The organism is Bordetella genomosp. 5, assembly GCF_002261475.1.
Taxonomy (GTDB): domain Bacteria; phylum Pseudomonadota; class Gammaproteobacteria; order Burkholderiales; family Burkholderiaceae_B; genus Bordetella.
This window is the reverse complement of record NZ_NEVN01000001.1, coordinates 649,334-667,849: the sequence shown is the minus strand read 5'-3', so window position 1 is coordinate 667,849 and position 18,516 is coordinate 649,334. Positions and strand designations below refer to the sequence as shown.

The 18,516-nt window shown below is 67.3% G+C and carries 15 protein-coding genes; 1 reads left to right on the top strand and 14 read right to left on the bottom strand.

The window, feature by feature from the left end; genetic code table 11:
- The first annotated feature begins 120 nt into the window (after positions 1-120).
- The gene (locus CEK29_RS03160) at positions 121-528 is read left to right on the top strand and encodes a DciA family protein (RefSeq protein ID WP_094803187.1); all 408 of its coding nucleotides are present in this window, start codon (positions 121-123) and stop codon (positions 526-528) included.
- 125 nt (positions 529-653) lie between these two features.
- Here the strand turns inward: CEK29_RS03160 and lpxC are convergent, their stop codons facing one another.
- The 14 genes from lpxC to rsmH form a co-directional block, all read right to left on the bottom strand.
- Positions 654-1,577 carry a UDP-3-O-acyl-N-acetylglucosamine deacetylase gene (lpxC, locus tag CEK29_RS03155; RefSeq protein WP_094803338.1) on the bottom strand — a complete coding sequence of 308 codons (924 nt, stop codon included), beginning with the start codon at positions 1,575-1,577 and terminating at the stop codon, positions 654-656.
- A gap of 238 nt (positions 1,578-1,815) precedes the next feature.
- Positions 1,816-3,000: a cell division protein FtsZ gene (gene ftsZ, locus CEK29_RS03150; RefSeq protein ID WP_094803189.1), complete on the bottom strand. Its 1,185-nt coding sequence runs from the start codon at positions 2,998-3,000 to the stop codon at positions 1,816-1,818.
- Between the two features lie 197 nt (positions 3,001-3,197).
- Complete coding sequence (gene ftsA, locus CEK29_RS03145; protein ID WP_094803191.1) at positions 3,198-4,424, bottom strand: cell division protein FtsA; 1,227 nt, start codon at positions 4,422-4,424, stop codon at positions 3,198-3,200.
- Between the two features lie 4 nt (positions 4,425-4,428).
- Entirely contained in the window at positions 4,429-5,250 is an 822-nt protein-coding gene (locus CEK29_RS03140; protein WP_094857272.1) for a cell division protein FtsQ/DivIB, read from the bottom strand.
- A gap of 12 nt (positions 5,251-5,262) precedes the next feature.
- Complete coding sequence (locus CEK29_RS03135) at positions 5,263-6,213, bottom strand: D-alanine--D-alanine ligase (RefSeq protein WP_094803195.1); 951 nt, start codon at positions 6,211-6,213, stop codon at positions 5,263-5,265.
- Positions 6,210-7,616: a UDP-N-acetylmuramate--L-alanine ligase gene (murC, locus tag CEK29_RS03130; protein WP_094803197.1), complete on the bottom strand. Its 1,407-nt coding sequence runs from the start codon at positions 7,614-7,616 to the stop codon at positions 6,210-6,212. The genes CEK29_RS03135 and murC overlap by 4 nt, the downstream gene beginning before the upstream one ends.
- Positions 7,613-8,686 (bottom strand): undecaprenyldiphospho-muramoylpentapeptide beta-N-acetylglucosaminyltransferase, encoded by a 1,074-nt coding sequence (murG, locus tag CEK29_RS03125; protein ID WP_094803199.1) that lies wholly within the window; start codon positions 8,684-8,686, stop codon positions 7,613-7,615. The genes murC and murG overlap by 4 nt, the downstream gene beginning before the upstream one ends.
- Positions 8,683-9,876, bottom strand: a complete 1,194-nt coding sequence (gene ftsW, locus CEK29_RS03120) for a putative lipid II flippase FtsW (protein WP_094803201.1) — start codon at positions 9,874-9,876, stop codon at positions 8,683-8,685. The genes murG and ftsW overlap by 4 nt, the downstream gene beginning before the upstream one ends.
- Positions 9,873-11,405 carry a UDP-N-acetylmuramoyl-L-alanine--D-glutamate ligase gene (gene murD / locus CEK29_RS03115; protein ID WP_094857271.1) on the bottom strand — a complete coding sequence of 511 codons (1,533 nt, stop codon included), beginning with the start codon at positions 11,403-11,405 and terminating at the stop codon, positions 9,873-9,875. Before murD ends, ftsW begins: the two co-directional genes overlap by 4 nt.
- A gap of 7 nt (positions 11,406-11,412) precedes the next feature.
- A complete protein-coding gene (gene mraY, locus CEK29_RS03110; RefSeq protein ID WP_094803205.1) occupies positions 11,413-12,582 on the bottom strand; it encodes a phospho-N-acetylmuramoyl-pentapeptide-transferase in 1,170 nt (389 codons plus the stop codon).
- Positions 12,572-15,421 carry a bifunctional UDP-N-acetylmuramoyl-L-alanyl-D-glutamate--2,6-diaminopimelate ligase MurE/UDP-N-acetylmuramoyl-tripeptide--D-alanyl-D-alanine ligase MurF gene (murF, locus tag CEK29_RS03105; RefSeq protein ID WP_094803207.1) on the bottom strand — a complete coding sequence of 950 codons (2,850 nt, stop codon included), beginning with the start codon at positions 15,419-15,421 and terminating at the stop codon, positions 12,572-12,574. Before murF ends, mraY begins: the two co-directional genes overlap by 11 nt.
- Positions 15,418-17,151: a peptidoglycan D,D-transpeptidase FtsI family protein gene (locus CEK29_RS03100; RefSeq protein ID WP_094803209.1), complete on the bottom strand. Its 1,734-nt coding sequence runs from the start codon at positions 17,149-17,151 to the stop codon at positions 15,418-15,420. Before CEK29_RS03100 ends, murF begins: the two co-directional genes overlap by 4 nt.
- On the bottom strand, positions 17,148-17,435 hold the full coding sequence (gene ftsL, locus CEK29_RS03095; protein ID WP_094803211.1) for a cell division protein FtsL: 288 nt from the start codon (positions 17,433-17,435) through the stop codon (positions 17,148-17,150). The genes CEK29_RS03100 and ftsL overlap by 4 nt, the downstream gene beginning before the upstream one ends.
- Positions 17,435-18,514, bottom strand: a complete 1,080-nt coding sequence (gene rsmH / locus CEK29_RS03090; protein ID WP_094803213.1) for a 16S rRNA (cytosine(1402)-N(4))-methyltransferase RsmH — start codon at positions 18,512-18,514, stop codon at positions 17,435-17,437. The genes ftsL and rsmH overlap by 1 nt, the downstream gene beginning before the upstream one ends.
- Positions 18,515-18,516: the final 2 nt, after the last annotated feature.

Genomic DNA, 18,516 nt, shown 5'->3' with positions numbered 1-18,516 from the left:
ACGATCTTCAAGGTTTGCATCCTATTATTGAGCGGCATGAATAGACCTGCTCCACACCGAACTCGTTCCTCGACCCGCAAGTCGAGAGAACAGACGGCCCTCGGTTGGCTGGGTCATGACATGCGCGGCGCGGGCGTGCTCGCCACGGCGCGGGCGCATCTGCAGATTCAACAGGCGGTGGCAGCCGTGCTGCCGCCCGCGCTGGGCGCAGTGTGCGTGGTGGCCAAATTCGAAAGCCAGAAATTGATGCTGGCTGTGCCGGGCCCGGTCTACGCCGCGAAATTGCGCCAGATGGCGCCGCGAATTGCCCAGACCTTATCCACGCAAGGCTGGAACCTTACTGAAATTAGCGTTCGGATTCAAGCCGGTATGCCGCGCCCGGGGCAAAAAGCACCCCGTCCCCCGAAAGAAGCCCAGCCCCTGGGCGACACCGCGCTCAAGGCCTTCAGCGACCTGCGCGAGGGGCTGCGCCCCGGTCCGCTGGCCGACGCGGTCGCGCGTCTGCTGCGCCATCACGGCAAAGACTGAAGGCATTTCAGCCGATTTCATCCGGCCATGCCCGGCCCCGGGCAGCCCATTCGGGCGCGGCCAAAAGCATCGGGGCCTTCGATCGAAGGCCCCGTTGATAGATCAGGCGACGCGATAGATCGGACTCAGGCCAGCTTCCATTCGTGACGGAAGGCCTGCGGCGCGGCCGCCTGCGACTCGTACGTGACGAGCTCCCAGGACTCTTGCTGCTCGAGCAGCGCGCGCGCCAGGTGATTGTTGAGCGCATGGCCCGACTTGCACGCGACGTAGCGCGCGACCAGCGGCTTGCCCAGCAGATACAGATCGCCGATGGCGTCGAGAATCTTGTGCTTCACGAATTCGTCGTCGTAGCGCAGGCCGTCGCTGTTGAGCACGCGGTACTCGTCCATCACGATCGCGTTGTCGAGGCTGCCGCCGCGCGCCAGGCCCATCGAACGCAGTGCCTCGACTTCGTTGACGAAGCCGAAGGTGCGGGCACGCGCGATCTCGCGCACGTACGAATGGGTGGCGAAATCGATCTCCGCGAAATTGGCGGTGGAATCGATGGCGGGGTGGCGGAAGTCGATCGAGAAGGCGAGCGCGAAACCTTCGTGCGGCTCCAGGCGGGCCCACTTCTCGTTGCGGCCTTCGCCCTCGCGCACCTCGATGGGCTTGAGGACGCGGATGAAATGCTTGGGCGCGTTCTGCTCGACGATACCGGCCGAGCGCAGCAGGTACACGAAGGTCGCCGCGCTGCCGTCCATGATGGGCACTTCTTCGGCGGTGAGGTCGACGTGGAGATTGTCGATACCCAGGCCGGCAAGCGCCGACATCAGATGTTCGACGGTGGACACACGCACGTTGCCCTGCTGAAGCACCGATGCCATGCGGGTATCGCCCACGCCCGTGGCCTGCGCCGGGAGGTCGACGACCTCGGGCAGATCGACACGGTGGAACACGATGCCCGTGTTGGCTTCCGCAGGACGCAGCGTGAGCTCGACCCGCCGTCCGGAGTGGACGCCGACGCCTGTCGTGCGGACGAGATTCTGAATGCTGCGCTGTCGGAACATGATCTTGTTTTTTCTAAACATGAAGCCGGCAACTTGCGTGCGCAAGCCGGCAGAACCATGCCATTGTAACCTTCGCGGCACAATGACGCCATGCGGCTGTCGCTATGGCCGCCATAGATATCCCCGATATTTGTTGCACTGCATTTCATGCACTTACCGCTCGCACGTCCATCCTTCGCCGGGGCAGCGAAGGATGGACGCTGAGGGAGTAACGGAGCCTTCCGGCCCGCGGACCACGTCAGTCGGCTTGCTTGCGCAGGAAAGCCGGAATGTCGAAGTGATCCATGCCCGAGCTTTCCAGGGCACGCACCTGGGCCGACGCCTGGCTGCGCGGGTTGCGCATCACCGACGGCATGTCCAGATTGCGGTAGTCGCCCTGCTGCGCAGCCACCATCCCGCCCAGGGGCAGGTTGTCGGTGCCGGTGCGCAGTTCTTCTGCCGGGGTCTGCACCAGTTGCGGACGAGCGACGGCGCGGCCAAGGCCGGTTGCCACCACGGTCACGCGCAGGTTTTCACCCATCGTTTCGTCGTAGGCGGTGCCGAAGATCACGGTCGCGTCTTCCGAAGCGTAGCTGCGGATCGTTTCCATGATTTCGCGCGTTTCGCGCATCTTCAGCGTACGGGCCGACGTGATGTTGACCAGCACACCACGCGCGCCGTTCAGGTCCACGCCTTCGAGCAGCGGGCATGCGATGGCCTTCTCGGCCGCCACGCGAGCGCGGTCGGCGCCACTGGCGGTCGCCGTGCCCATCATGGCCTGACCCTGCTCGCCCATGATCGTCTTCACGTCTTCGAAGTCGACGTTGACGTTGCCTTCGACGTTAATGATTTCGGCGATACCGGCGCAAGCGTTGTGCAGGATGTCGTCGGCAGACTTGAAGCAGTCTTCCTGGGTGGCATCCTCGTCCATCAGCTCATAGAGATTTTCGTTGAGCACGACGATGAGCGAATGGACGTGCTTGCCCAGTTCGCTGATGCCGTCTTCAGCCATCTTCAGGCGCTTGTTGCCCTCGAAGGTGAAGGGCTTGGTCACGACACCCACGGTCAGGATGCCCAGTTCCTTGGCCACTTCGGCCACGACCGGACCCGCGCCCGTACCCGTGCCACCGCCCATGCCGGCCGTGATGAAAACCATGTGCGCGCCGTTAAGGGCGGCACGGATTTCTTCACGAGCGGTTTCGGCCGCGGCGCGGCCCTGCTCGGGCTTGGCACCCGCGCCCAGACCGGTACGGCCCAGACGGATCTGCACCGGCGCGTTGGTGGCGGCAAGCGCCTGCGCGTCGGTATTGGCGCAGATGAAATCCACGCCGCTCACACCACTGCGAATCATGTGCGCCACGGCATTGCCGCCCGCACCACCCACACCAACGACCTTGATTATGGTCCCTTTGGCGTTGGTCTCAAGCATCTCAAAGTTCATCATGATGACTCCCTCACAAGTCCGGATTTGCGAATAACAAAATTCCCCTACAACCTATCTTTATGTGAGTCGCTTCAAAAACGAGGCCGGCGGTTGCCCGCACCGGTTTTGAAACGTCTCCTCCCCTCGCTTTCGGCCTTCACCGCAAACTGCCGGTGAACACCGAGGACCAGGAACCCCCGCGGCTCCCTGCCCCTCATTCAATTCATGAACCATTCCTTCATGCGGGCAAACAGGCTCTTCAGATTGCCGGTCTGCGCGGCGACCTTGCGGCCACGCACGCGCTGCATGCGGGCTTCCTGAAGCAGGCCCATCACGGTCGAGAAACGCGGATTGCGCATCACGTCGGCGAGGCTGCCCTCGTACTCGGGCACGGCCACGCGCACCGGTTTCAGGAACACGTCTTCGGCCAGCTCGACCATGCCCGGCAGTTGCGCCGATCCGCCGGTGAGCACGACGCCCGACGCCAGCAGATCTTCGTAGCCGGAGTCGCGCACCACCTGCTGCACCAGCGTGAACAATTCTTCGACGCGCGGTTCGATCACGGCGCCCAGGGCTTGCCGCTTGACCTGACGCGGGCCGCGGTCGCCCAGCCCCGGGACCTCGACGGCCTCGTCGGGACGCGCAATGACCTGCTTGGCCACGCCATAGCGCAGCTTGATTTCTTCGGCATCCGGCGTCGGCGTGCGCAGCATCGCCGCGATGTCGTTGGTGATCTGGTCGCCGGCGATCGGAATCACCGCGGTGTGGCGGATCGCGCCGCCCGTGAAGATGGCGACGTCGGTGGTGCCACCGCCGATATCGACCAGCACCACGCCCAGCTCTTTCTCGTCGGCCGTCAGGCAGGCGAGGCTGGAGGCGAGCGGCTGCAGGATCAGATCCTGCACTTCGAGGCCGCAGCGACGCACGCACTTCACGATGTTCTGGGCCGCGCTCACGGCGCCGGTCACGATGTGTACGCGCACTTCGAGGCGCAGGCCGCTCATCCCGATGGGCTCGCGGATATCTTCCTGGCCGTCGACGATGAACTCCTGCGTCAGCACATGCAGCACCTGCTGATCGGTCGGGATGTTGACGGCCTTGGCGGTCTCGATCACGCGTGCGACGTCGGTGGCGGTGACTTCCTTGTCCTTGACGGCCACCATCCCGCTCGAATTGAAGCTGCGGATGTGGCTGCCGGCGATGCCGGTATAGACGTCGCGGATTTTGCAGTCGGCCATCAGCTCGGCTTCTTCGAGCGCGCGCTGGATGGAGTTGACCGTGGTCTCGATATTGACGACCACGCCCTTGCGCATGCCGCGCGACTCGTGCTGCCCCAACCCGAGCACTTCGAAGCGTCCCTCGGGCAGAATTTCGGCCACCACAGCCACCACCTTGCTGGTGCCGATATCGAGGGCGACGATAAGGTCCTTGATGTCACGGGTCATGGCGTTATGGTTTCTTGACAGGTTTGGTTTTGGAATTCGATTTGGTCTCTGGCGGCAGCGGAGCCAGCGCCAGGGCAAAACCATTGGGGTATCGCAGATCGGCCTGGGTGACCGTGCGGCCTTCCAGCCGGCTGGCCACGGCGGGCCAGCTCTGCACAAAGCGTTGAATACGGGCGGCGAAGGGCAAGGCGCCGGGCAGACCGTGCGGATCCGGCGCGTCGGCGCCCGGATCGCGGCCCAGGTCCAGCGCCATGCCGTTCGACAGGATCGCACGCCAGGCGTAGCGCGGGCTCAGTTCCAGCTCGCGCACCTGCAGATCGAGCGGCGCGAACCAGCGCGCCAGTTCCGCGTAGCGCTGCACCACGAGCGCCTCGGCACCCTCGGGTCCCGCGAACTGCGGCAGCACCATGTCGTCGTCCAGCTCGCCCGTGTTGGCCGTGAACGCTTCGCCCCAGGTGTTGATCATCTGGTTCTCGTTCCACAGCGCCAGGGGCAGCTGCTCTTCGATGCGCACGCGCAAGGTATTGGGCCAGATGCGGCGCACGGTGGCATGCCGCACCCACGGCACCGACTCGAACACCTCGCGCGCCTCGTCCAGGTCCACGGTGAAGAAATTGCCCGTGAAGCGGCCCGCAATGGCCGCCCGCACCGCGCCCGTCGAGACGTAGTGCAGCTCGGACTCGGGCATCGCCTCGAGCTCGATGGCCGTGAGTTTGAAATATGGTCGCTGCGCGACCCACACCACCCCGGCCACCAGCATGGCGGCTACCGCCAGCACGGCGAGCGTGTTGGCGATCAGGTTGATGGTGCGAGCGTCGTTCCACACAAGTCGTTCCGGTCAGGCGTTACGCGCCGGGGCCTGCAATTTGCAGGACGCCTCGGCCAGGATGGCCATGCACAGCTCGGGGTAGGACATGCCCACCGCGCGCGCCGCCATGGGCACCAGCGAGTGCCCGGTCATGCCGGGCGAGGTATTCATTTCGATCAGCCAGGGTCGATTCTGGCGGTCCAGCAGCACGTCGGCGCGGGCCCAGCCCTCGCAATCGAGCGCGCGGTAGGCCGCCACCGAGATGTTGGCGATCTCGTCGGCCAGCGATTTCGGCAGGTCGGCCGGGCAGAAGTACTGGGTCTCGTCGGAGAAGTACTTGTGCTCGTAGTCGTAGTTGCCCTGGGGCGCCACGATTTCGATGATGGGCAGCGCCCGCGCATTGCGGCCCTTGCCCATGAGCGCCACGGTGAGCTCGCGGCCAGTGATGAACTGCTCGGCCAGCACCGTCTCGTCGAAACGCGCGGCTGCCGCGTAGGCTTCTTTCATGTCGGAATAGCCGGACACCTTCGTGATGCCGACCGTCGACCCCTCATGCGGCGGCTTCAGGATCAGGGGCAGGCCGAGGCGATCGGGCACCAGGCGCAGTTCGCTGTCGGCATCGAGCGACTCGAACTGCGGCGTGGGCAGGCCGTGCTGCAGCCAGATCCGCTTGGTCATGATCTTGTCCATCGCGAGCGCCGAGGCCATCGGGCCGCTTCCGGTGTACGGAATGCCCAGCAGTTCGAGCGCGCCCTGCAGCGAGCCGTCTTCGCCGTAGCGACCGTGCAGCGCGATGAAGACCCGATCGAAACGCGCGTCGGCCAGTTCGGCCAGGGTGCGCGTGCCGGTGTCGAACAGATGCGCGTCGACGCCCTGGCTGCGCAGCGCTTCGTGCACGCCGGTGCCGGACATGATCGAGACTTCGCGTTCGGCGGAACGACCGCCATACAGAACGCCTACCTTGCCGAACTGTGCGCTCATGCCTGTTCTCCCAATTGGGCCGGGATGCGGCTGATCGAACCGGCTCCCATCACCACCACCACGTCGCCGTCGCGCACGAAATCGCGCACGGCTTGCGGCAGCTCGGCCACGTCTTCGACGAACACGGGCTCGACCTTGCCCGCCACGCGCAGCGCACGCGACAGCGCGCGGCCATCGGCGGCCACCAGCGGCGCTTCGCCCGCGGCGTAGACCTCGGTGAGCAGCACGGCGTCGGCGGTGCCGAGCACGCGCACGAAGTCTTCGAAGCAGTCGCGCGTACGGGTATAGCGGTGCGGCTGGAAGGCCAGCACGATGCGACGGTCGGGCCAGGCGCCACGGGCCGCGGCCAGCGTCGCGGCCATCTCGACCGGGTGATGACCGTAGTCGTCGATGAGCGTGTAGGTGCCGCCGCCCTGGGCCTGCGACACGGGCAGATCGCCGTATTGGGTAAAGCGGCGGCCGACGCCCTTGAAGGCGGCGAGCGCCTGCTGGATCGCGTCGTCGGACACGCCCAGCTCGGACGCCACGGCGATCGCGGCCAGCGCGTTGCGCACATTGTGCAGACCGGGCAGGTTCAACTCGACCTGCAGCGTGGGCAGTTCGATGTCGCGGTCACGGCGGCGCACGCTGAAGCGCATGCGGGTGCCGTCGGCCACGACGTCTTCGCCGCGCACCTGCGCTTCGGGCGACAGGCCGTAGGTCGTGATCGGACGCGACACGAAGGGCATGATCTCGCGCACGTTGGCGTCGTCCACGCACAGCACGGCGCTGCCGTAGAACGGCAGGCGCTGGGTGAACTCGATGAACGCGCTCTTGAGGCGCGCGACATCGTGACCGTAGGTGTCCATGTGATCGGCGTCGATGTTGGTCACGACGGCCATCACCGGCAGCAGATTCAGGAAGGAGGCGTCCGACTCGTCGGCCTCGACCACGATGAACTCGCCCTGACCCAGCTGCGCGTTGGCGCCGGCCGAATTCAGGCGGCCGCCGATCACGAAGGTGGGGTCCAGCCCCCCGGCGGCGAGCACGCTCGCGACCAGGCTGGTCGTGGTGGTCTTGCCATGGGTGCCGGCCACGGCGATGCCGCGCTTCAGGCGCATCAGTTCGGCCAGCATCACGGCGCGCGGCACCACGGGAATGCGCGCGGCACGTGCCGCGATCACTTCCGGGTTGTCGCCCGCGACCGCGGTGGACGTGACGATCGCGTCCGCGCCGGCGACGTTCTCGGCGGCATGGCCGATCGCCACGCGCAGGCCGAGACCGGCCAGACGGCGCGTGACCGTCGACTCGTTGAGGTCGGAACCGCTCACGGTGTAACCCAGATTGAGCAGCACCTCGGCGATGCCGCTCATGCCCGAGCCGCCGACGCCGACGAAATGAATATGTTGAATACGGTGTTTCATGTTGAACGCCCCGCTGCGGCAACGCACGCGTCGGCGATATCCTGGGCGGCCTGCACTCGCGCATGCGCACGGGCCCGGCCAGCCACGGTTTGTAGTTCGGTGCGCGTGCGCGCGGCCAGCCAGTCGGCCAGCCACTGCGCGGTCAGGTCCGGCTGCGGTTGCAGCCAGGCCGCCTGATCGTCGCTGAGGAAGCGCGCATTCGCGGTTTGATGATCATCGATGGCGTGCGGGAACGGCACGAACAGCGCCGCGACGCCCGCCGCCGCCACCTCGGACACGGTCATGGCGCCCGCGCGGCAGACCAGCAGGTCGGCCGCCCCCATGGCGCCGGCCATGTCTTCGATGAAAGGAACGCATTCGGCCTGCACGCCCGCCTGGTCATAGGCGGCACGCAGGGCCTGGAAGTGCTGTTCGCCGGCCTGATGCACGACCTGCGGCCGCACGTCGGCGGGCAGACGCGCCAGAGCTTGCGGCAGCACCGTGTTCAGCGCCTGGGCGCCGAGGCTGCCGCCCACCACGAGCAGGCGCAGCGGACCCGTGCGGCCCGCATAGCGCTCGGCCGGTGCCGGCAGCGCGGCCAGGTCGGCGCGCACCGGATTGCCCACGCACTCGGCCGCCGGCAGCACGCCGGGGAAGCCGGAGAGCACGCGACGCGCCATGCGCGCGAGCCAGCGATTGGCCGTGCCGGCGACGGCGTTCTGTTCGTGCACCACGACCGGAATGCGGCGCAGCGCGGCAACGGCGCCGCCCGGGAAGGCGACATAGCCGCCCATGCCCAGCACCACGTCGGGACGCACCGCGGACAGCCGGCCCCACGCTTCGGACAGCGCGCGCAGCAGCGTCAGCGGCAGCTTGATGAGCGTGCCCGCCCCTTTGCCGCGCACGCCCTGGAAATGCAGCGGAACGAGGTCGATGCCGCGCGGCGGCACCAGACGCCCTTCCATCTTGTCGGGATTGCCCAGCCACAGCACGCGCCAGCCGCGCGCGCGCAGCACTTCGGCCACGGCGAGGCCCGGCATGATGTGACCGCCGGTCCCACCGGCCATGATGAGGATCGTGGGCGCGGTCATACTCGCCCTCCCCGCATCAGGACGCGGTTTTCGATGTCGACGCGGATCAGGATCGCGAGCGCGCACAGATTCATGACGATGCCGGAGCCGCCATAGCTCATGAGCGGCAGCGTGAGGCCCTTGGTGGGCAGCAGGCCCAGGCACACGCCCATATTGATGAACGCCTGCACGCCGAACCACATCACCACGCCATGCGCGACGAGGCCCGAGAAGGTGCGTTCCATGGCGATCGCCTGGCGGCCGATATCGAAGCCGCGCTGCACGATGACCGCGAACAGCACGATGACGAGCATCACGCCGGCGAATCCGAGTTCCTCGCCCACGACCGCCATCAGGAAGTCGGTGTGCGCCTCGGGCAGGTAATGAAGCTTCTCGACGCTGGCACCCAGGCCCACGCCGAACCACTCTCCGCGGCCCAGCGCGATGAGCGAATGCGATAACTGATAGGCACTGCCGTAGGCGTTCTCTTCGTTCCAGGGATCCAGGTACGCGAACAGACGCGCGCGGCGCCACGGCGACAGCCAGATCAGCATGAGGAAGGTGCCCATGAGCACGGCCAGCAGGCTGCTGAAGTACTTGCCGTTGATGCCGCCCAGGAACAGGATCCCGATCGCAATCGCCACGATCACCATGAAGGCGCCGAGGTCGGGCTCGAGCAGCAGCAACATGCCGACCGCCCCCAGCGCGCAGGCCATGGGCAGGAAGCCGCGCGCGAAGGCCTGCATGTACTCCTGCTTGCGTACGGTGTAGTCGGCGGCGTAGAGCACGGCGGCCAGCTTCATCAGCTCGGAGGGCTGGAAATTGACCGGGCCCAGCGGAATCCAGCGGTGCGCGCCGTTGACCTCGCGGCCGATGCCCGGCACGAGCACGGCGAGCAGCAGGAACAGCGCGAACATGAAGAGCGGCACGGCGAGGCGCTGCCACACGCGCAGCGGCAGAGCGAGCGCGATCGCGGCCGCGACCAGGCCGGTCGTGAGGAAGAGCCCGTGGCGTACCACGAAGTAATAGCGACCGTACGAGGCGTAGCGCGGGCCGTCGGCCAGCGCGATCGACGCCGAATACACCATCAGCAGGCCGAGCAGCAGCAAAGTCGACGCGGCCACCACGAGCGGCAGGTCGAAATTGCGCATGCGGGTGCGCCCGGGGCGCACGGCATTGACGCTGGCGGTGAGTTCGGCGAACAGGCTCATAGCACCTCGCCCCGGTCGCGCGCGAGCTCTTCGACCTCTTCGACGAAGACCTGCCCGCGGTGCGGATAGTTGCGGAACATATCGAGGCTGGCGCAGGCCGGCGACAGCAGCACGGCATCGCCCTCCTGAGCCAGCTCGGCGGCGCGCCGTACCGCGTCGGCCATGTCGGCCGCGGCCACGCAGGGCACGCCGGTGGACGCCAGCACCTCGCCGATGGCCGGGCCATCGGTACCGATCAGCACGACGCCGCGCGCATGGCGCTTGACCATCGGCACGAGCGGCGAAAAATCCTGGCCCTTGCCCTGGCCGCCGGCGATCAACACGACGGTCTGACCGAGGCCTTCCAGCGCGGCGACGGTCGCGCCCACGTTGGTGCCCTTGGTGTCATTGATGTAGTCGACGCCCGCCACGGTGCGCACGAACGACACCCGGCCCGGCTCGCCGGCATAGTCGCGCAGCGCGCGCAGCATCGGGCCCCAGCCGAGGTCCAGCGCACGCGCGAGCTGCATGGCGGCCAATGCGTTCAGGGCGTTGTGCACGCCGCGAATGCGCAGGGCATCGGCCGGCATCAGACGGCTGACACGGCCGGCATGGCGCGTCGGCGGGGGAGCATCTTTCTTGCGCCGCACGGGCGGCGCGGGCTCGTCGAAATCGGTCGGCTCGCACGCCACCAGCCAGGCCATGCCATCGCCGGGCTCGAGGCCCATGTCGCCGACCAGCGCCGGCAAGCCGCGACCGAAGCTGCGCACGTCGAGCGCGTTCAGCCCGGACACCATGGCGACGGTCAGCGGGTCGTCGCGATTGACGATGGCGACGCGCGTCATCTTCAGCAAACGGGCCTTGGCATCCGCGTAGGCCTGCATGCTGCCGTGCCAGTCCAGGTGATCCTGCGTCACGTTGAGCACCACCGCCGCGTCGGCGCGCAGCGAGCGCGTCGTGTCGAGCTGGAAGCTCGACAGCTCGAGCACCCAGACCTGCGGCAACGCGTCGGCGTCGAGCGCATCGGCCAGAGCGGTCAGTGCCGCCGGGCTGATATTGCCCGCGGCCACCACGCTCAGCCCGGCGGACTCGATCAGCTGGCGCGTGAGCGCCGTGACCGTAGTCTTGCCATTGGTACCCGTGACGGCCAGCAGGCGCGGCCGATAGTCGTGCGACTCGGCAAGCTGTGCCAGCGCACGGGCGAACAATTCGATCTCGCCCACCACCTCGATGCCACGCTCGGCGGCAAGGGCCAGCAGGCCGGCGGTGGGCTCCGCGCCCGGCGCCAGGCCCGGGCTCAGCACGAGCTGATCCACGCCATCGAGCAGCTCGGGCGGGAACGCGTCGGCGCAACCCAGGTGGTACTCGACCTGCGCGTCGGCGAGGGCCTCGCGCAGTGCCGCCAGCCCGCCGGGTTCGGCGCGCGTGTCGGCCACGCGCAGCCGTGCACCCTGACGGGCGCACCAGCGCGCGCTGGCCGCACCGGTCTCTCCCAATCCGAGGATCAGGACGAGCGGTGCTGCGACGGGCGGCATCACTTCCATATTCATGTTTTGATCAACGCAACTTCAGAGTGGACAGACCGATCAGCACGAGCATCATGCTGATGATCCAGAAACGCACCACGACCTGGGTTTCCTTCCAGCCGCCCACCTCGAAATGGTGGTGCAGCGGCGCCATGCGGAATATCCGCCTGCCCTGGCCGTATCTGCGCTTCGTGTACTTGAACCATGTCACCTGCATCATCACGGAGAGCGTTTCGACCACGAACACGCCACCCATGATGAAAAGCACGATCTCCTGACGCACGATCACGGCGATGGTGCCGAGCGCGCCGCCCAGCGCCAGCGCGCCGACATCGCCCATGAACACCTGCGCGGGATAGGCGTTGAACCAGAGGAACGCGAGTCCCGCGCCCCCGATCGCCGCACATAGCACCATGAGTTCGGCCGCCCCCGGGATATACGGGAACAGCAGGTATTTGGAGTAATCGACGCGGCCCACCACGTAGGCGAAGATGCCCAGCGCGCTGCCCACCATGACGGTCGGCATGATCGCGAGGCCGTCGAGGCCGTCGGTCAGGTTCACGGCATTGCTGGTGCCCACGATCACCGCCCAGGTGAGCGCGACGAAGCCCAGCACGCCCAGCGGATAGCTGACCGATTTGAAGAACGGCACGATCAAGTCGGCGCGGGTCGGCAACGGCATCGTGAAGCCGCTCGCCACCCAGGCCTTGAACAGCGGCCACAGCTCGGTGTTGGCGGGCGCCGACACGGCGAAAGCCAGGTAGACCGCCGCGATCAGACCGATCGTGGCCTGCCAGAAAAATTTCTGACGCGCCGGCATGCCCTCGGGATCGCGATGGACCACCTTGCGGTAGTCGTCCATCCAGCCGATCCAGCCGAAGCCGAACGTGACCAGCAGCACCACCCAGACGAAGCGGTTGGTCCAATCCGCCCACAGCAGCGTGCTGATGGCGATCGAGATCAGGATCAGCGCACCGCCCATCGTGGGCGTGCCGTTCTTGACCAGGTGCGATTCCGGGCCATAGGCGCGCACGGCCTGGCCGATCTTCATTTCGGTGAGCTTGCGAATCACCTTGGGACCGGCCACGAGACCGATCAGCAAGGCTGTCGCGCACGCCAGCACGGCGCGCAAGGTGATGTATTCGAACACGCCAATGGCGCGCACATCATCGGAAAGCCAGCGGGCGATCTCAAGCAGCATGCTCGCCTCCCTGGCCCTGCGGCCCCTGGCCGCCTTCGGTACTCAAAACCTTCACAACCCGCTCCATGCGCATAAAGCGCGAACCTTTTACCAATACGCTGGACGGGCGTGCGCCGCGCAGTGCGGCGATGACTTCGTCTACCGATGCGCAGGCGTGCGCCGCCGTACCGAACTCGGCCGCGGCCGTCCGGCTGGCGTCACCCAGCGTGATCAACGCGTCGATCCCGTGATCGCGCGCATATGCGCCCACCTCGCTATGCATGGCAGGCCCGTTGTCCCCCACTTCGCCCATGTCGCCGAGCACGAGGGCACGGGGACCGGGCAGGCGCGCCAGCACGTCGATGGCGGCGCGAACCGAGTCGGGGTTCGCATTGTAGGTGTCGTCGATCAGCAGCGTTCCGTCACTCAATTTCTTGCGCTGCATGCGGCCTTTGACCGCTTCAAAACCTTCGAGCGCCCGCAGCGCGCTCGTGAGCGGCGCGCCCGCGGCGAGCGCGCAGGCGATGGCCGCCAGCGCATTGCGCAGGTTGTGCAGGCCGGGCAACGGCAGCACCAGTTGGGCCTGGCCCAGCGGCGTGATCACCTGGCAGCGCGTGAAATCGGGATCCGCCTCGATCTGCTCGGCGTACACGTCCAGCCCCGGCTGCAGGCCGAAGCGAAGCATGCGGCGCGAGCCGGCGAGCGCTTCCCAGATGCCGGTGTAGGGCTCGTCGCCCGGAAACACCGCGATGCCGTCCGGCGGCAGCGCGCTGATCACCGCGCCGTTTTCGCGGGCCACGGCTTCGACCGTGACCATGAATTCCTGGTGCTCGCGCTGCGCGTTGGTGACCAGCGCCACCGTGGCCGCCGCCATCTCCGACAGATAAGCGATTTCGCCCGGATGGTTCATGCCGAGCTCGAACACCGCGGCGCGATGGCGGGCGCGCAGACGTAGCAGCGTGAGCGGCACACCGATTTCGTTGTTGAAATTGCCGGCGGTCGCGAGGCGGGCGTCTTCGCCCTGCCAGTCGGCCAGCATGCCGGCGATCATTTCCTTGGTCGTCGTCTTGCCGTTGCTGCCGGTCACGGCGATCACGGGCAACTTGAAACGCGCGCGCCACGCGGCGCCGATGCGGCCGAGTGCGAGCTTGGTATCGCCGAGCACCAGCTGCGTGAGCGAGCTGCCCGCCACAGGATGCGCGACGATGGCGGCGCATGCGCCGCCGGCCTGAGCCTGCGCCAGGTAATCGTGGCCGTCGAAACTCTCGCCCACCAGCGCCACGAACAACTCGTTGGCGCCGACGCTGCGCGTATCGGTGCTCACGCCCGCCACATGCGGCAGCAGCAACGCGGCGCGCGCCCATTCACGATCGTCGAACGTGAGCTTGCGGCCCGCGATTTCCTGATAGGTTTCATGGCCTTTGCCGGCCAGCAGCACCACGTCGTCCGCATGGGCGGCCCACACGGTCTGGAGGATGGCGCGCGCGCGGTCCACCTGCGCCACCGCGCGCGTCGCGCGCGGCACGCCGGCCAGCACCTGATCGATGATGGCCTGCGGCGCCTCGCTGCGGGGATTGTCGCTGGTGACGACGAGACGGTCGGCGAGGTCGGCGGCGATGCGGCCCATCTCGGGGCGTTTGCCGGCGTCGCGATCGCCACCGCAACCGAACAGGCAGGTCAGCGAACCGCCGCGCGCCTGGGCCAGCGGCCGCAGCGCGGCAAGCGCGCGGGCGAGCGCGTCCGGGGTGTGCGCGTAGTCCACGACCACCAGCGGGCCGGACGTGGCCGGCGACATCTGCGGCAACGCCGGAGTGGGCACGGCCTGCAGACGACCGTCCACCGGGGTGGCGGCAGCCAGCTCGCGAGCGACCTGCGACAGCGGCCAGCCCAGCTTGAGCAGCATGCCGGCGACCAGCAGCAGATTGGAGATGTTGTGCTTGCCCAGCAGACGCGTGACGATCTGCGCCTCGCCCTCGGGCGTGACCAGCGTAAAGACTTGTCCGTGCGACGTGGCCTGCAGATCACGCGCGAGCAGATCCGCCGGCACATCCTGCACGGAATAGCCCACGCGCAGGGTGGCGGGCAGACTGGCCAGCATGCGCTGGCCCGCTGCATCGTCGACATTGACGACGGCGGCGCGCAGACCCGGCCAGCGGAACAACGCGGCCTTGGCCTGTTCGTAGCGCTCCATCGTCCCGTGGTAATCGAGATGGTCGCGGGTCAGATTGGTGAAGCCGGCGGCGGACAGACGCACGTTGTCCATGCGGCCCTGCTCGATACCGATCGAGGAGGCCTCCATCGCCACGGCCTGCGCCCCGGACGCGAGCATCGCGGCCAGCAGGCGGTGCAGGCTCAGCACGTCGGGCGTGGTCAGATGCCCGCCCAGCGATTCACCGCCGGGGAGCAATGCGCCGAGCGTGCCGATGCTGCCGCAGGGCCGGCCCATGCGGGTCAGCGCCTGCGCGAGCCAATGCACGCACGAGGTCTTGCCATTGGTGCCGGTCACGGCCACCACGGTCAGCTTGGCCGAGGGCTGGCCGTACCAGAGGTCGCCCAGCTCGCCGAGCATTCCGCGCAGGTTCGCCACCGGACGGACCCGGTCATCGGCGGCCCGCTCGGGCGCGCCTTCGGCTTCGCACAGGACCGCGGCGGCGCCTGCCGCCAGGGCCTGTTCAATATAGAGACGGCCATCGCTGGCGAGTCCGGCGCAGGCGACGAACACGTCGCCTGCTGCAACGTCGCGCGAATCCAGACGCAGGTGCGCCGTGCCGACGGCACGCTCGCGCAGCCAGGTCACGTGCGGCTCGGCCGCGCCGGGCTCGGCCAGGACGCGCACCAGCGCGTTGAACGGCTGACTCATCGCGCGCCCCCTTCCGGCACGCCGGCCACGATGGTGGACTCGAACGGCGCGTCGGGCTGCACGCCCATCAGACGCAGGCTGCCGCCGGTAATGCTGGAGAACACCGGTGCCGCGATCGCGCCACCGTAATAACCGCCCACCTTGGGCTCATCAATCGACACGGCCACGATGATCTTGGGATTGGAAACCGGCGCGAAGCCGACGAACGAACTGCGATAACGCTGGGTGCTGTACTTGCCGTCGACGATCTTGCGCGCGGTGCCGCTCTTGCCGGCGACGCGGTAGCCCTGGACCTGAGCGGCCTTGGCCCCATCCGGGCCGGCGGCCGCTTCCAGCATCGCGCGCACCATGGCGGCGGTCTTGGGGTTGTAGATCTTGACGCTGGTGGGATCGCTATCGCGCCGCACCAGGGTGAGCGACACCATGTCGCCGTCGCGCGCAAACACGGTATAGGCGCGCGCCACCTGCAGCAGCGAGACGGACAGCCCGTAGCCGTACGCCATCGTGGCTTTCTCGATCAGGCGCCAGCGGTCCCAGGGACGCAGACGTCCCGGCGCCGCGCCCGGGAAACCCAGCTGGGGCGCCTGGCCCAGGCCGAGCTCGGTGAAGCGATCCCACATCTCCTTGGCCTGCAGCTTCTCGGAGATCATGGTCATGCCGATGTTGCTCGACTTGCGCAGCACGCCGGCCACGTCGAGCGTGCCGTTACGGCTCACGTCGCTGATCGTCGAGCCCTGATACTGGAATCGGCCATTGCCGGTTTCGAACTGCGTGTTGGTGGTGATGCGGCCCAGATCCAGCGCCAGCGCGGCCGTGAACGGCTTCATGATCGAACCGGGCTCGAACGTGTCCGTGATGGCCTGATTGCGCAGCGACGCCATCTGGAAAGTTTCGCGATTGTTCGGATCGAATGAAGGCAGGCTGGCCAGCGCCAGGATCTCGCCCGTGTGCACGTCCAGCACGACGGCCGTGGCCGCGCGGGCCTGGTGCTTGTCGAGCGCGACCTGCAGCTCCTTGAAAACCAGATACTGCAGGCGCGTGTCGATCGACAGACGCAGATCGCGGCCATCCACCGGCAGCGTCACGGCCTGCACGTCTTCGATCACGCGACCGAGGCGATCCTTGATGACGCGGCGGGTGCCCGGGCGGCCTTCCAACTGCTGATTGAAGGTGAGCTCGACGCCCTCCTGCCCCTTGTCTTCCACGTTGTTGAAGCCGACGATGTGCGCCGTGACCTCGCCCTCGGGGTAATAGCGGCGCGACTCGGGCTGCTGATGCACGCCCGGCATCGCAAGCTGCTTGATCTTTTCCGCAACTTCCATCGGCACCTGACGCTTCAGGTAGACGAAGTTGCGGTCTTCGTCGGCCAGACGGCGGCGCAGCTCGGAAATCGGCGTGTCGAGCAGCTTGGACAGCACGTTCAGCTGTTCGGGGCTGGCCTGGCGGGCGTCTTCGGGAATCGCCCAGATGGCGCGCGCCGGCACGCTCGATGCCAGCACGACGTTGTTGCGATCGAGGATCTTGCCGCGCGTGGCCGACAGCGTCAGCGTGCGCTCGTAGCGCCGCTCGCCCTGCTGCTGCAGGAACTCGGTCGAGATGCCCTGCAGAAACAGCGCGCGCCCCGCGAGCACGACGAATCCGCAGAACAGCAGAATCAGCACGAGCCGGGCGCGCCACATGGGCAATTGCCCGCGCAGCACGGGGTTGTCGAAGAACGGCACACGCTTCATTGCGCGCCTCCGGCCGCCGACTGGGGTTGATTCATATAGATCGTGCGATCGGGCACGATCGGGATCATCTTGAGTTCTTCGCGCGCGGCATGATCCACGCGGGCATTGCGTGCCAGCTCGGCGCGCTCGAGTTGAAGCCGACGCCAGTTGGTGTCGAGATCACGCGCCTCGGCCTGACCCCGTCCCAGCTCGATGAAGAGCTGGCGCGACTGATAGCGGCTGGTCACCAGGGAAATGGCGGACAGCATCAGCAGCGCGGCGACGATCAGGCTGGCTCGGCCCATCAGCGGCGCCTCCCCCGGCCAGCGGCAGGCTCGCCGGGGACCTTCATGGCGTTCACGAAGGCGGCGCCGCCGTCGCCCGACAGCGGCGTGGTGGTGCGTTCGGCGGCACGGAGAATGGCGGAACGCGAACGCGCGTTGCCAGCGACCTCTTCATCGGAAGCCACGACCTTGCCCAGCGAGCGCACCACGGGTTGGGGCATTTCGCTTTCGCGCAGGGGCAGACGAGCATGCACCGCGCCCGGCCGGGCGGCCGCCGCGATGCATTGCTTGACCATGCGGTCTTCCAGCGAGTGGAAACTGATCACCGCCAACCTCCCCCCAGGCGCGAGCAGCTCTAGAGCTGACGCGAGGGCGCGCGCGAGCTCTTCGAGCTCCCGATTGATGTAAATCCGTAGAGCCTGAAAGGTGCGTGTGGCCGGATGCTGCCCCTTTTCGCGCGTGCGGACGGCGCTGGCGACGCACTCGGCAAGCTCGAGCGTGGTGCGCAGCGGCCGTGTTGCGCGGCGAGCAGCAATCGCCTTTGCAACCTGAAAAGCAAACCGTTCTTCGCCATAATCTGCGATGACCTCCCGCAACTCGTCCACACTGGCTTCTGCCAGCCACTCCGCGACCGTGGGGCCGCGGCTCGTATCCATACGCATGTCGAGCGGGCCGTCTCGCATAAACGAAAAGCCACGCTCGGCATCATCAATCTGGGGCGATGACACGCCCAGATCCAGCATCACGCCATCGACCTTGTCGATGCCGCGCGCCGTCAATTCCTCGGTCATGGTGGCAAAGCCCCCATGCACCACTGTCACCCGGGCATCCGCGGCGGCCAGCGCTTGCGCCACCGCGATCGCCTGAGGATCCTTGTCGAAAACAAACAGACGGGCCTGCGCACCCAGCCGGCTCAAGAGCTCGCGGCTGTGACCGCCCCGACCGAACGTGCCATCCACGAAGACGCCGCGCTCGGCGCGCGCGTCGGTCGCGGTGTCGGCGGGTGCACGCTGGCGGCTCGCTCCCTTGCCGCCAAAATCTGGCTGCAACAAGGCGTCCACCGTCGGCTCCAGCAGGACGGGCCGATGCTCGAATTCCATAG

Excerpts from the sequence above, each read along its gene's own strand:
- CEK29_RS03160 (WP_094803187.1), top strand. The coding sequence starts at position 121 with ATGCGCGGCGCGGGCGTGCTCGCCACGGCGCGGGCGCATCTGCAGATT.
- lpxC (WP_094803338.1), bottom strand. The coding sequence starts at position 1,577 with ATGTTCCGACAGCGCAGCATTCAGAATCTCGTCCGCACGACAGGCGTC.
- ftsZ (WP_094803189.1), bottom strand. The coding sequence starts at position 3,000 with ATGATGAACTTTGAGATGCTTGAGACCAACGCCAAAGGGACCATAATC.
- ftsA (WP_094803191.1), bottom strand. The coding sequence starts at position 4,424 with ATGACCCGTGACATCAAGGACCTTATCGTCGCCCTCGATATCGGCACC.
- CEK29_RS03135 (WP_094803195.1), bottom strand. The coding sequence starts at position 6,213 with ATGAGCGCACAGTTCGGCAAGGTAGGCGTTCTGTATGGCGGTCGTTCC.
- murC (WP_094803197.1), bottom strand. The coding sequence starts at position 7,616 with ATGAAACACCGTATTCAACATATTCATTTCGTCGGCGTCGGCGGCTCG.
- murG (WP_094803199.1), bottom strand. The coding sequence starts at position 8,686 with ATGACCGCGCCCACGATCCTCATCATGGCCGGTGGGACCGGCGGTCAC.
- ftsW (WP_094803201.1), bottom strand. The coding sequence starts at position 9,876 with ATGAGCCTGTTCGCCGAACTCACCGCCAGCGTCAATGCCGTGCGCCCC.
- murD (WP_094857271.1), bottom strand. The coding sequence starts at position 11,405 with ATGAATATGGAAGTGATGCCGCCCGTCGCAGCACCGCTCGTCCTGATC.
- mraY (WP_094803205.1), bottom strand. The coding sequence starts at position 12,582 with ATGCTGCTTGAGATCGCCCGCTGGCTTTCCGATGATGTGCGCGCCATT.
- murF (WP_094803207.1), bottom strand. The coding sequence starts at position 15,421 with ATGAGTCAGCCGTTCAACGCGCTGGTGCGCGTCCTGGCCGAGCCCGGC.
- CEK29_RS03100 (WP_094803209.1), bottom strand. The coding sequence starts at position 17,151 with ATGAAGCGTGTGCCGTTCTTCGACAACCCCGTGCTGCGCGGGCAATTG.
- ftsL (WP_094803211.1), bottom strand. The coding sequence starts at position 17,435 with ATGGGCCGAGCCAGCCTGATCGTCGCCGCGCTGCTGATGCTGTCCGCC.
- rsmH (WP_094803213.1), bottom strand. The coding sequence starts at position 18,514 with ATGGAATTCGAGCATCGGCCCGTCCTGCTGGAGCCGACGGTGGACGCC.